This window comes from Nocardia niigatensis NBRC 100131, assembly GCF_000308655.1.
GTDB lineage: Bacteria > Actinomycetota > Actinomycetes > Mycobacteriales > Mycobacteriaceae > Nocardia > Nocardia niigatensis.
The window spans coordinates 27500-40436 of the sequence record NZ_BAGC01000033.1; the positions used below are offsets into that span (position 1 = coordinate 27500).

A 12937-nucleotide genomic window follows, 5' to 3' on the forward strand; every position below is an offset into this window, starting at 1 on the left:
TTCACTCGGTGGCGAACGTGTTCCAAAGGAGGTTCCGTGTCCGCGCCGTCCATCCCTACCGGTTTCGACTTCACCGATCCCGACCTGCTGGCCCAGCGTCTGCCCGTCGAGGAATTCGCAGCTCTCCGCAAGCAGGCCAAGCCCTTCTGGGTGCCGCAGGCCAATGGTCTGACCGGCTTCGACGATGGCGGCTACTGGGCCATCTCCCAGATGGACGACATCAAGAAGATCTCCACGAGCCCGGAGACCTTCTCCAACGAGGAGAACACCGCGGTCATCCGCTTCTATGGCGACATCACCCGCGAAGAGATCGAGGTGCAGCGCTATCTGCTGCTGAACATGGACCCGCCGCGGCACACCAAGCTGCGCCGGATCATCTCCAAGGGCTTCACCCCGCGCGCCGTCGAGTCGCTGCGCAACGCGCTGCGCGAGCGCGCCGAGCGAATCGTGCACGAGGCCAAGAAGAACGGCTCCGGCAACTTCGTCGAGCAGGTCGCCTGTGAGCTGCCGCTGCAGGCCATCGCCGAGCTCATCGGCATCCCGCAGGAAGACCGCGGCAAGATCTTCGACTGGTCCAACCAGATGATCGGCTACGACGATCCGGAGTTCAACGGGGACCACAAGGTCGCCACCGCCGAGGTCATGGGCTACTCCTGGAACCTCGCCGAGCAGCGTCGCGCCTGCCCGATGGACGACATCGCCTCCACCCTGCTGCAGGCCGACATCGACGGCGAGTCGCTGGCGTCGGACGAGTTCGCCTGGTTCGTGATCCTGCTGTCGGTCGCCGGCAACGAGACCACCCGCAATGCCACCACCCATGGCATGAAGGCGTTCGTGGACAATCCGGACCAGTGGGAGCTCTACAAGGAGCAGCGTCCGCGCACCGCTCCGGACGAGATCGTCCGCTGGGCCACCCCGGTCATCGCCTTCCAGCGCACCGCCATCGACGACGTCGAGCTCAGCGGCCAGCTGATCAAGAAGGGCCAGCGCGTCGGCATGTTCTACAGCGCGGCCAACTTCGACGAGAACTACTTCGAAGACCCGTACAAGTTCAACGTGCTGCGCAACCCCAACCCGCACGTCGGCTTCGGCGGCACCGGCACCCACTACTGCGTGGGCGCGAATCTGGCTCGCCTGCAGCTGGATCTGATCTTCAACGCGATCGCCGACGTCATGCCGAACCTGCACCAGATCTCCGAGCCGGTGCGCCTGCGCTCGGGCTGGCTCAACGGCATCAAGAGCTGGGAAGTCGCGTACGAGTGAGCGACCGGGCCCCGGGGAGGTAATGTGCGTAACCCCACAGGGGCCCAATTCGTTCGAAGTATGGAGTCAGCATGAGTGAGCCTCGCCGACGCGGCCGGATGCCGGCGGTCAGCGACGCCGATATCCGGCGCGTCGCGCGGTCACTGCTGGTCGACCAAGGGCCCGACGCGATCACGCTGCGGGCCATCGCGCGGGAGCTGGGCATCACCGCTCCCGCGCTCTACCGGTACTACGAGTCCCGCGACGACCTCGTCGCCGCCGTCCGCACCGACGTATGTGCCGATCTGGCACAGGATCTCGAAGCCGCCATCGACGGCCTGCCCGACGACGCCGGCATCCGCTTCTTCGCCATCTGCCGCGGCTTCCGCCGCTGGGCCCTCACCCACTCCCGCGAATTCACCCTGGTCTTCGCCTCCCCGGTGACCGCCGGAATCACCAGCGCCATGCAGCAATTCGGCGAACCCGTCGGCCGCATCTTCCTCGGCGCCGCCGGCCGCCTCCTCACCGACTACGCCGTCGTGACCCCACCGCTGGAACTCATTCCCCCGGAACTCCGCGACGACCTCATCAAGTTCCAGTCCGAGCTCCTCAGCGTCCTCGCCGATTCCGGCCAGAACTTCCCCGCCGAGAAGCTGGACCTCGGCGTCAGCTACGTCATGATCCAGTTCTGGGCCCGCCTCTACGGCCACGTCACCCTCGAAGTCTTCGGCAACTACCCCATCCAGGTCAGCCACCCCGACGTCCTTTTCGACTCCACTCTCGCCGACATCGGCCGGGGCATCGGACTCGTCGCGAGCTGAGCTGCTTCGCCGCCATCGGGATCGACCGATGCGGAAGACGCTAGTGGCAGGCTGATTTCGAGGTCCGGCGCATGAAGCGCTCGCCGTCGTCGTCGGGGGACGGGCCGACGTCGATGAAGCCGTGGCGGAGGTAGAGGGTGGTCGCGGGGGCGTTGTCGGTTTTGACCGAGAGGACGACCTCGCGCTGGTCTGCCCAGTCGATGACCGCGCGCACGGCCGCGTCGCCGACACCACGGCCGCGAGCTTCGGCGGCGACCCAGAGCGAGATCAGTTCCGCTGCGCCGTCGTCTCGGAGGTAGCCGCCGGCCATGCCTACGGGGGCGCCGTCGACGCGGACGACGAAATTGAGCGGGACGGTGGTCAGTCGTGCGCGCCAACGGGTTTCGGTGTCGCCGGGGCCGGTCCACTCCGCGAGGGTCGAACCGAAGGCCGACGGCGATTCGGTGAGGGCCCGTAGGCGGAGTTCGCGCCAGAGCCGCCAGTCGTCGGGGTGGAGCGGCTGGATTTCGATCATCGGTGTCGGGTCCTGGGAGGAATCAGCTTCGGGCATCTGCCAATTCGGTCGGGCGGAGGTGGTGGGGCTCGTCGCGGAGGACCGGTTCGCCCAGGCCGATGCGCTGCTGAATGCGCTTCATCCAGGCGGGGGCCCACCAGACGCGGTCGCCGAGGAGCTTCATGGTGGCGGGAACCAGCAGCATGCGCAGCACGCTGGCGTCGATGACGAGGGCGGCGATCATGCCGTAGGCGATGTACTGCATGAGAACCAGGTCGGAGAAGGCGAAGGCGCCGGTGACCACCAGCAGGATCAGGGCCGCGGCGGTGATGATGCGGCCGGTCTGCGCGGTGCCGGAACGGATGGCCTCCTCGGTCGTCGCGCCGCGCGCACGGGCTTCGACCATGCGGGACACCAGGAATACCTCGTAGTCGGTGGAGAGCCCGTAGATGATCGCGATGATCAGGAACAGGATGTTCGCCTGAATCGGCTGCGGGGTGAAGTTCAACAGGGTCGCGCCGTGGCCCTCGGTGAAGATCCAGGTCAGGATGCCGAGCGTCGACCCCAGGCCGAGCACGCTCATGAAGGCGGCCTTGAGCGGGAGGACCAGGGACCCGAAGGTGAGGAACATCAGGATCGTGGTGAACGCCAGAACCAGCAGGATCATCAGCGGCAGCCGTTTCAGCAGCGCGGCGATCGCGTCGTGCTGCACCGTCGGCACGCCGCCGACCAACACGGTCATATCGTCGGGCACCGGTAACGCGCGCAGGTAGTCGATGGTCTTGTCGTACTTGGTGGAATCGATCAGATACGCCTGTGTCCGATAGACATTCGGCTGCGTCTGGGAGCGGGTCGGAATCTCGAAACCGGTCGACAGTCCGGTGGTGACCAGACCGGGAGCGCGACTCGCCTGTTCGATGAAGGGGCCGACCTCGGTGCTGTCACCGGCGGTGATGAGCAACTCGATCGGGTCGGGCTTGCGGAGGGGGAAATAGGTGTCGATCTGCTGCTGGGCCACGCGGGTCGTATTGTCCGGCGGCAGATACTTCTCGCTGAAGCCGCCGAAGGCGATATTGCGAACCGGCACGATCAGCAGCAGCAATCCGAGAATCAGCACCGCGGTGATCTCGCGCGGATGCCGCATCACCCAGCTGGTGGACCGGCCCCAGAAGCCCTCCTCCACCTCGTGGGCGGAATCGGCGCGGCGGAATCGCTTGATGCCCAGGGCATTCACCCACGGCCCGAGGATCGCCAGCATGGCGGGCAGGATCGTGAGGGCCGTCAGCGCCGCCAGGGTGACGGTGGCGATCGCACCGTACGCGATGGACTTGAGGAAACCCTGCGGGAACAGCAGCATGCCGCCGAGGCTGGCGACGATCATGGTGGCGGAGAACAGCACCGTGCGGCCCGCGGTCATCACCGCGCGGCGGACCGCGGTGCGGGTGTCGTATCCGGCGGCCACCTCCTCGCGGAACCGGCTCACGATGAACAGCGCGTAGTCGATGGCCAGGCCCAGGCCGATCATCGAAACGACCGGCGCCACGAACGAATTCACATCGGTCACATTGGTGATCGCCCGGACGATGCCGTTCGCGCCCAGAATCGTCAGCACGCCCATCAGCAGCGGCAGCGCTGCGGCGACCACGCCGCCGAAGATGAAGAACAACAGCACCGCCACCGCCGGAATGGCCAGCAGCTCCATGCGATGGGTATCGGCCGAGATGGTGTCGGTCAGCGCGGTCGCGACCGGCTGCAGGCCACCGACGTAGACCTTGACGCCCGGAACCGAGAAGTCGTCCTTCACGTTCGTGGCGGCATTGTCCTTCAGCGCGATGGAGGCGACCGCGCGCGTCTTGTCCTTGGTCGCGAACGCCACGGAGGAACCCCGGATCGCGGAGACCTCGGGCCAGTACGTGGCGTACACGCCGGCGATATCGTTCGGGTAGCGCTGGGTGAGTCCGTTGAGGCTGTCCACGATCGACTGGCTCACGTCCGGATCGTCGACGGTCGTCCCGTCGGGCGCCTGATAGAGCACGATCACGTCGGCGGCGTGATTCGGCCCGAACGCATTGGCGGCCAGCACCGCGGCCTGCGCCGATTCCGAATTCGGATCGTCCAGACCGCCCGAGCTGAGCCGGCTCTCGAAGCCCCAGGCGTAGCCGCCGAGGCCCAGCAGGGCGGCGGCCACGATGCCCAGGACGAGAAAACGGTGGTTGGCTACGAGTTTTCCCCATAGCGCGAAGACATCGCGGTCGCGCGGGCCTCTCGTGGTCATACTGCACGGTAGCAGCCAAGATCACGATAAGTGAAAAGCGTTGTATCCGAATATAATAAGTGAATTCCGGTACGTGATTTTGCGATAGATAAATCGCATGATCCGTGGTGAGAAGCCCGCATCGGACCGCTCGGTATTGATCAACCGGAGCTGAGCCGCGGCCGGCGCAGCGAGCCCATACGCTTCAGGATGCGCGGCCGGCGCAGATCACGGGCCATCCATTCACCGAGTGTCACACCGGCGGCCAGGGCCAGACCGACCGCGAAAGCGCCGAACAATTGGTTGAGGCCGAGAATCAATTCGTCATTGAGCAACGCGTACAGCCCGCGATAGACGCGCAGACCCGGAAGCAGGGGAGTGATGCCCGCGACCGCCACCACCAGCGGGGGCGTCAGCGCGCGCCGCGCCAGCAGACCGCCGGCCAGGCCCACCACCGTGGCCGCCACCCCCGACGACACGATCGGGCCGAACCCGAAGTGCTGGACCAGAAGATAGACGACCGTGGCGGCCGCACCGCTGAACGCCGCCGCGGCCACGGCCCGCCGCTCCGCGTAGCAGGCGAGCGCGAACGCCGCCGAGGTCACCGCACCCGCGAACAGCTTGATCGGCAGATTGGTCAGATCGCGGGTCGTGGTTATGTCGGCCGTCGGCACTGTCGCCTCGAACACCTCGGCCACCCGCAGTGTGAACGCGATACCGGCGATGATGCCGCCGGTCATCATGATCACTTCCAGCATGCGCGCCGACGCCGTGATCGGCGCCCCGGTGATCGCGTCCTCGACCGCGCCGACCAGCTGTAAACCGGCCAGCAGCACCGTGATTCCCGCGGCGATGATGAGCGAGGGGTCCAGATGCAGGTTTTCGGCGAATGTGGAGACCAGGACCGCGGGCGCGGCGGCGATCACCCCACCCGCCATGTGCTGGAAGAAGAACGGCAGCCCGCGCCGGTTCAGGACCCGGTTGGTCCGATCGATCATGGTGGTGGCCACGAAGCTCAGCAGGGCGATCAGCAGCCCGCCATTGAGCAACAGCGCCACCGCCGCGGCCATGACCGCCCAGCCGAGCGTCGCCAGCCAGCGTGGATACGGGTGTGGCGCACCGGTGATCTCGTCCAGTGCCGCGAGGGCCTCCTGCGGCGGCACCAGTTCGCGGCGGATCCGGCGCGTGAGTCGGTCTGCCGCCGCGAGGCGGGTGAAGTCGAGCGACCGGTAATGCACGACGCGCATGGTGCTGTACGGCGGCAGTCGGGGTCCCCGGTCGGCGGAGATACGAATCGAGTTGTAGGTGACGTCGATATCGCACTTGTCCAGGCCGTAGGTGGCGGCGATGAATTCGATCTGCGTCGTGGTGTCCATGACCGCGGTGCCGGATGCCAGTACGACCTCGCCCACCCGCTCGGCCAGATCCATCACCTCGGTGACCGTCGCGTCATCGGTGACGTCGATCGGCTGCAGCGGGGCGGGCGCTTCGACCACGGTATCGACCGTCGCGCGGCGGTCCGCGACCAGGCGGTCCACCGTCCCGGTCAGCATCCGCCGCCACCGGGTGCGCAGCCGCGGAGGCGCCTCCAACTCGGTAGCCACATCGGTGCTCACATACAGAAACGTACACGGGTGCGGGAGATCACCTGGTTGAGCGGAACGGGGGCAGTAGTGTTTTCGAGTATGGCGACGAGCGGCGTTTCGATTGCGGAAGAGCTACGCGCGGCACTCGACGGCCCCTGGCGTGACGTGCGCGAACGCGCGCGGGGGATCCTCGACGACGATCGCCTCTACAGCGATCCCGCCCTCGATATCAAGGCGGCGCGGGCCCGGGTGCTCGAGCAGATGCAACTGGTCGCCTCCTATGGCTGGGTCGAGGGCGGCTTCCGGCACGCGGACGGCAGTCCGGGCGACCCGGGCGCGGTGGTCACCGCACTGGAGATGCTGGCCTACACCGACCTGTCGCTGTGGGTGAAAAGCGGTGTGCAGTGGGGACTTTTCGGCGGCGCGGTCGAGAACCTCGGCACCGAGCGCCACCGCGAATACATCGACGATCTGATACCGCTGCGCCTGCTCGGCTGCTTCGCCATGACCGAGACCGGGCACGGCAGCGATGTCGCGAATCTGGAGACCACCGCCACCTACGACCCGGCGACTCAGGAGTTCGTGGTTCACAGCCCGACGCCCTCCGCCCGCAAGGACTACATCGGCGGTGCGGCCGAACATGCCCGGATGGCAGCGGTTTTCGCGCAGCTGATCACCGGCGGCGAGAGCAAGGGCGTGCACTGCTTCCTGGTGCCCATTCGTGACGAGGCGGGCAGCGGCCTGCTGGGGGTGACCACCGGCGACTGCGGCCTCAAGGGCGGTCTGCCCGGCGTCGACAATGGCCGAATCATGTTCGACCAGGTGCGGATTCCGCGGGAGAACCTGCTCAACCGCTACGCCGATGTCGCGCCCGACGGCACCTACAGCTCCGACATAGAGAACCCCAGCCGCCGCTTCTTCACCACCCTCGGCACTCTCGTGCGCGGCCGGATCAGCGTCGGTGGTGCGGCGGCCGCGGCCGCGCGGGTCGCGCTCAGCATCGCCGTGCGCTACGGCGAGCAGCGCCGCCAGTTCGCCGACCCGGACACCGGCGAGGAGACCGTGCTGCTGGACTACCGCAGCCATCAACGCCGTTTGCTGCCGCTCGTAGCCCGTTCCTACGCACTGGCTTTCGCGCAGAACGATCTCGTCCATCGCATGCATCTGGTGCAGACCGGCCAGACCACCGATCCGCGCGCGCAGCGCGCGCTGGAGAACCGCGCCGCGGGCCTCAAGGTCGCCCAGACTCGCCACGCCACGCAGGCGATCCAGGAATGCCGCGAAGCCTGCGGCGGCGCAGGCTATCTCACCGAGAACCGGCTGGTGACCCTCAAGGCCGACACCGATGTTTTCACCACCTTCGAGGGTGACAACGTGGTCCTCACCCAGTTGGTAGCCAAAGACTTGCTGACCGCCTACGCCGACGAGGTCCGCGATCTCGATACCCTCGGCTGGGTGCGCTTCGCGGCCACCATGGCACGCGACGTGGTGCGCGAGCGATCCGGTGTGCGGCAGATGATCCAGCGGCTGCGCGACCGCGGCGACGAATCCGTCGACGAGGCCGACCTGTCCCGGCGCTCGGTCCAGTTGCAGCTGTTCGCCGATCGCGAGGACTACTTGGTCCGCACCGCCGCGCACCGGCTTCAGGCCCGCGCCAAGGAGACCGGTCCATTCGAGGCGTTCAACAATGCCCAGGACCACATCCTCGCCGCCGGGACCGCGCACATCGAGCGGATGGTGCTGGAGGCCTTCATCGACGGCATCGCCGCGATCGAGGACCCGGACGCGCGGGCGCTCGCCGATTCCGTCTGCGACCTCTACGTCTACTGGACCATCGAGCAGAACCAGGCGTGGTTCATCATGCACCGGTTCATGTCGGTGGAGCGGGCCAAGGCGGTGCGCCGCGGCGTCAACGAACTCGTCGATCGACTGCGCCCGCAGGCGCTCACGCTCATCGAGGGGCTGGGTGTGCCCGAGGGCATGCTGCGGGCCGCCATGCTCGGCTGACCCCGGCCGCTGCCGGCGCTGAAACTTATTGCCTCCGCGCATCGTTGAGAGGTCGCACACACGGTACTGATCATCGGGCGCTATCGGGAGGAGATCGCCGCGGGCCGCGATCGGACCGCAGCGCTCACCCTCACCCTGGTTCGCATGGTCCTGGTCCCCGCCTTCATGCGGCTCGTGGGCACCGTCGAGTGGTGGGCGCCCCGGCGCTCGCGCCGGCTGCTGAGAAGCGAATACGCCGGGAGGCATCGGTTGAGCCGGGTGATGCATTCGACGCCGGACCTGCCGAGTTGCGCCCGCCGGTGTCGGTGGCTGCCGGGGCCGCGCCGCGGGAGTGACGCCACGGTCGGCAGGGGCGGGACAGGGGCGTCGGTATCGTGCAGGCGTGACTCGATCGACTCCACCCGCGCCCGTCCGGCCGGACGAGCGGCTGCGCCGTGCCGCCCTGACCGGCGTGATCCTGACCGGGGTGATCGTCACTCTGCTTGTGCCGCTGTCGTTTCCGGCGGGCGGCGGGTCGACGAGCGCGGACCTGTCCGTGGAACGCGATATCCACTCCGCGTTCGACGCCCACACCTGGGTGTACCGAGTCCTGGTGTTCCCGAGTGACAGTTACGTGGTCCTGCCGCTGCTGGTCGCCTCGGCGGCATGGTTCGCCTACCGCCGCCAGTGGTGGCAGGCCGGATTCGCGCTGGTGGCCCCCGAACTGGTGGTCGCCGTCAATACCTTTGCGCTCAAACCGTTCTGGGACCGCAAGCTCGACCACTATCTCGCCTACCCCAGCGGCCACACCGTCCAGCTGGTCGCGGTCGTCACCACCTTCGCCCTCGTGACCGAATCCGCGCGTGTGCGGACCGTCACGGTGATCGTCATGGCGGCGGTGCTGCCGGCCGTCATGATCGGCATGGTCGGCTTCGGATATCACCATCCGACCGACGTGCTCGGCGGAACGGCGGCCGCGGTCACCCTCGTGACCGCCCTCTATCTACCGTTCCGCTACTTCACGGCTACACCGGTTGCGGCGCCGTCTAGTACGACGCCGCCCCCGCGATGATGAACCACACCACCCACAGTGCGGCCACCAGGAAACCGAGCGTCAGCATCACCCGCATGAGCCCGCGGGTCACCTCGATCCGGTCGCTGCGGCGCGGATAGAGCTTGCGCGGGCTGAACCACGGCTCGGGGATGTGCAGGCCCCGTCCGGCCGACCCGTGCTCGCGCTCCAGCCGCGCCTGCTCCTCGGCGAAGGCCTCGGCCTGGGCCTGCTGCGGACCGCCGTGCCAGAGCGTCGGATCCACCGGGCCCAGGAAGCCCTCGTTCAGCAGATCCTGCGGCCCGGGCAGATACGGCAGGATGCCCAGACCACGGAACGCCCAGGCCACGTCATTGGCCGACCACTGCGGCCGGCCCCGCGAGAGCAGGCTCGTGAAGTGATCGCGCAGCCGCCGCTCGTCGCCCAGCAGCACCTGGAAGCTGGGGTCGTTCCACAGCTGGGTGACCCGCAGGTTCGACCCGGGCGCCGGCACCACGAGCACGATGCCGTGGATGACGCGCTGCCCGAGACCCCGCTCGGCCAGCCAGTTCTGCAGCGCGAAGGTGTGATCGCGGGACTGGTCCAGCGGATTGCGCTTGTCGCCACCGTCGAAGGCGATGATCCGGTCGCCGACCCGCCAGGGGCCGTTCACCGGAACCTCGAGCTCACCGTCCATGCGCTCGGACAGCGCCTCGGCCTCGATCACCACACAGCTGGTCGGCGTCCACACCACCGCGTCGAACGGATGCAGCTTATCGCCGTGGAACAGAGTGCAATTGACGGTGGCGACGCCCTTGGGATCGGTGCTGCCCTTCCAGGTTCGCAACCAATCGATGAGCACCTTCTCGGCATGGGTGCCGGCGGCGTTCTGCACTCGGACGAGCATCGGCTCTCACCTTTCTCGTCGAATCGATACCGGGAATGGTACGGGCACAACACCCCAAACTACCGCCGGGCACGCCGCCGCGCTCAGTTCGCGGAGAGCTCGTGATCGTTCGGGAACAACGGTAGCCGCAACGCGCCGGGCGCGAAGTCCGGCACGGCGGCGTGTTTGGGCGCCACCGGGCGGATCCGGCGGTACGCCGCGCCCAGCTCCGGACGTGGATCGGCCTCGTTTCGGTTGGGCCAGAACGCCATTGCGCGCTCGGCCTGGGCGGTGATGGTCAGTGACGGGTTCACGCCCAGGTTGGCCGTCACCGCCGAACCGTCGGCGACATGCAGGCCCGGATGGCCGTACACGCGCTGATACGGGTCCACCACACCGCTTTCCGGACCCTCGCCGATGACGCAGCCGCCGATGTAGTGGGCGGTGGCCGGAATGTTGAACACGTCCATGGCCAGCATCTGCACATCCCCGTCGACCTTCTCGCCGAAGCGGCGGCCGACTTCGTGCGCCAGCGGGATCCAGGTCGGATTCGGTTTGCCCATGCCCTGTCTGGTCTTCAGCTGACCCCAGCGCCGGAACGAGGTCAGCGAGTTGTCCAGGGACTGCATGACCAGCAGGATGACCGACTTCTCCGACGCCCGGCGGGCATTGAGGCTGCGCGCGAATACCACCGGGTGCAGCAGCATGGCCAGCAGGAAGCGCAGGAACCGGAAGGCGCCGCCGTCCACCAGCGGCACCGACAGCGGGAACAGGGCGTTCTGCCCCTTGCCGTAGTGGCACACCTCGACGTGGGTGTCGGGTTCGGGGTGGATCGAGGAGGTGATGGCGATGCCCTCGGCGAAGTCGTCGCGGGCCTTGCTCACCACGTTCAGGATGGCCTCGGAGTTGGAGCGGGTCAGCTCGCCCAGCCGCGGCGACAAATTCGGCAGCACGCCCTCGTCGCGCATCTTGTGCAGCAGCTTCTGGGTGCCCAGCGCGGCCGCCGCGAACACCACCTGCTCGGCGGTGAACACCTTGCCGCCCTTGCGGATCCAGCCATTCGAACGCTGCGTCTCGATGGCGTAGCCGCCGCCGGTCATGGGCCGCACCTTGGTGGCCGTCGTCAGCTCGAACACGTGCGCGCCGGCCTGCTCGGCCAGGTACAGGTAGTTCTTGGGGGTGGTGTTCTTGGCGTTGTGCGGGCAGCCGGTGAAACAGCGCGCGCAGTGGATGCAGCCGCTGCGCCGCGGGCCCGCGCCGCCGAAGTACGGATCGTCCACCTCCTCGCCCGGCGCGGCCTCGTTGAAGAAGACGCCCACATTGGTGGCGTGGAAGGTGTCGGCGACGCCCAGATCCTGTGCCACCGAACGGATCACGTCGTCGGCCGGGGTCATGCGCGGATTCGGGGCCACGCCCAGCATGCGCTGCGCCTGGTCGTAGTAGGGCGCGAGCTCCGCGCGCCAGTCGGTGATGTGGGCCCACTGCCGATCGGTGTAGAAGGCCGGCAGTGGCTCGTAGAGGGTGTTGCCGTAGATCAGCGACCCGCCGCCCACTCCGGACGCGGAGAACACCGCGCACTTGCCCAGAATGCTGATGCGCTGGGTGCCGGTCAGCCCCAGCCGCGGGGCCCAGATCGACTTGCGCAGATTCCAGTTCGTCTTGGGGATGTCCTCGGCGTTCCACCGTCGGCCGGATTCCAGCACGGCCACCCGGTAACCCTTCTCGCTCAGGCGCAGCGCGCTCACGCTCCCCCCGAAGCCGGAGCCGATAACGACGACGTCATAGTCGAAGTCGGGCATGGTCTTTCCTCTCCCTGGGCTGTACGGATCAGCCTTCACCACTCGGGCCCGAACCGCAGCACGCCCCGCGAATTCGCACCCCTCGCATACAGTGAGAAAAGACTGCTGTCATTCTCTCACTGCGCAAGTATGGCAGCGGCCATATCGATCGCCCTCCCGGCCTGGGCAGCGGCGTGCCCGGATGGAGATGGCGGAGTGATTGGGGTATGACCGGGTTGTGACAACCGAGCGGAACACGGAACCGGTCTACAGCGACCGCATCATCACCGTGCCCAACGTGCTCAGCGTGCTGCGGCTGATCGGCGTCCCGGTGTTCCTGTGGCTGCTGCTCGCCGAGCGGGCCGACGGCTGGGCCTTCGCCCTGCTGGTCGCCAGCGGCATCACCGACTTCCTCGACGGCAAGCTGGCCCGGCTGCTGGACCAGTCCTCCAAACTGGGCGCCATCCTCGACCCGCTGGTGGATCGCCTCTACCTGCTGGCGACCCTGGGCGGCTTCCTGATTCGCGGCATCCTGCCCTGGTGGGTGGTGCTCATCCTGGTCGGCCGTGACGCCGTCCTGACCCTCACCCTCGGCATCTACCGCCGCCGCAACCTGCCCCCGCCCGAGGTCATCTACCTGGGCAAGGCCGCCACCTTCGCGCTCATGTCCGCGCTGCCGTGGCTGCTGGCGGGGCAGATGGACTGGGCGGCGGCGGGTTTCGGCCGCGCCTTCGGTGGGGCATTCTTGATCTGGGGCACGGCGGTCTACGTCTGGACCGGAATCCTCTATCTCCGCAAAGCCGTCGCCGTGTCCCGAGCGATACCGCCCGTGCCGCACCATGATCACTCCCGATAGGGTGT

At 67.6% G+C, this 12937-nt stretch carries 10 protein-coding genes; 5 read left to right on the forward strand and 5 right to left on the reverse strand.

Features of this window, described 5'->3' with window-relative positions:
- Positions 1 to 36: 36 nt before the first annotated feature.
- On the forward strand, positions 37 to 1263 hold the full coding sequence (locus tag ON33_RS08300) for a cytochrome P450 (protein WP_040857179.1): 1227 nt from the start codon (positions 37 to 39) through the stop codon (positions 1261 to 1263).
- Between the two features lie 71 nt (positions 1264 to 1334).
- On the forward strand, positions 1335 to 2063 hold the full coding sequence (locus tag ON33_RS08305) for a TetR/AcrR family transcriptional regulator (RefSeq protein ID WP_040857180.1): 729 nt from the start codon (positions 1335 to 1337) through the stop codon (positions 2061 to 2063).
- 40 nt (positions 2064 to 2103) lie between these two features.
- On the opposite strand, the gene ON33_RS08310 is transcribed toward ON33_RS08305, so the two are convergent.
- The 3 genes from ON33_RS08310 to ON33_RS08320 form a co-directional block, all read right to left on the reverse strand.
- On the reverse strand, positions 2104 to 2613 hold the full coding sequence (locus ON33_RS08310) for a GNAT family N-acetyltransferase (RefSeq protein WP_218001384.1): 510 nt from the start codon (positions 2611 to 2613) through the stop codon (positions 2104 to 2106).
- Positions 2600 to 4831 (reverse strand): MMPL family transporter, encoded by a 2232-nt coding sequence (locus ON33_RS08315; protein WP_051151802.1) that lies wholly within the window; start codon positions 4829 to 4831, stop codon positions 2600 to 2602. The genes ON33_RS08310 and ON33_RS08315 overlap by 14 nt, the downstream gene beginning before the upstream one ends.
- A gap of 140 nt (positions 4832 to 4971) precedes the next feature.
- Positions 4972 to 6363 carry a threonine/serine exporter family protein gene (locus ON33_RS08320; RefSeq protein ID WP_051151829.1) on the reverse strand — a complete coding sequence of 464 codons (1392 nt, stop codon included), beginning with the start codon at positions 6361 to 6363 and terminating at the stop codon, positions 4972 to 4974.
- 132 nt (positions 6364 to 6495) lie between these two features.
- Between ON33_RS08320 and ON33_RS08325 the strand changes: the two genes are divergently transcribed.
- Together ON33_RS08325 and ON33_RS08330 are read left to right on the forward strand one after the other, a co-directional pair.
- Complete coding sequence (locus tag ON33_RS08325; protein WP_040857182.1) at positions 6496 to 8403, forward strand: acyl-CoA dehydrogenase family protein; 1908 nt, start codon at positions 6496 to 6498, stop codon at positions 8401 to 8403.
- Positions 8404 to 8785: 382 nt separating this feature from the next.
- Positions 8786 to 9454 carry a phosphatase PAP2 family protein gene (locus ON33_RS08330; RefSeq protein WP_051151803.1) on the forward strand — a complete coding sequence of 223 codons (669 nt, stop codon included), beginning with the start codon at positions 8786 to 8788 and terminating at the stop codon, positions 9452 to 9454.
- Here ON33_RS08330 and ON33_RS08335 read toward each other — a convergent pair.
- On the reverse strand, positions 9429 to 10319 hold the full coding sequence (locus ON33_RS08335; protein WP_040857183.1) for a nuclease-related domain-containing protein: 891 nt from the start codon (positions 10317 to 10319) through the stop codon (positions 9429 to 9431). The two genes, ON33_RS08330 and ON33_RS08335, sit on opposite strands and share 26 nt — an antisense overlap.
- Positions 10320 to 10402: 83 nt before the next feature.
- Complete coding sequence (locus ON33_RS08340) at positions 10403 to 12097, reverse strand: GMC oxidoreductase (protein ID WP_040857184.1); 1695 nt, start codon at positions 12095 to 12097, stop codon at positions 10403 to 10405.
- Between the two features lie 217 nt (positions 12098 to 12314).
- On the opposite strand from ON33_RS08340, the gene ON33_RS08345 reads away from it, so the two are divergent.
- The gene (locus tag ON33_RS08345) at positions 12315 to 12932 is read left to right on the forward strand and encodes a CDP-alcohol phosphatidyltransferase family protein (RefSeq protein WP_040857185.1); all 618 of its coding nucleotides are present in this window, start codon (positions 12315 to 12317) and stop codon (positions 12930 to 12932) included.
- The last annotated feature ends 5 nt before the right edge of the window (positions 12933 to 12937 follow it).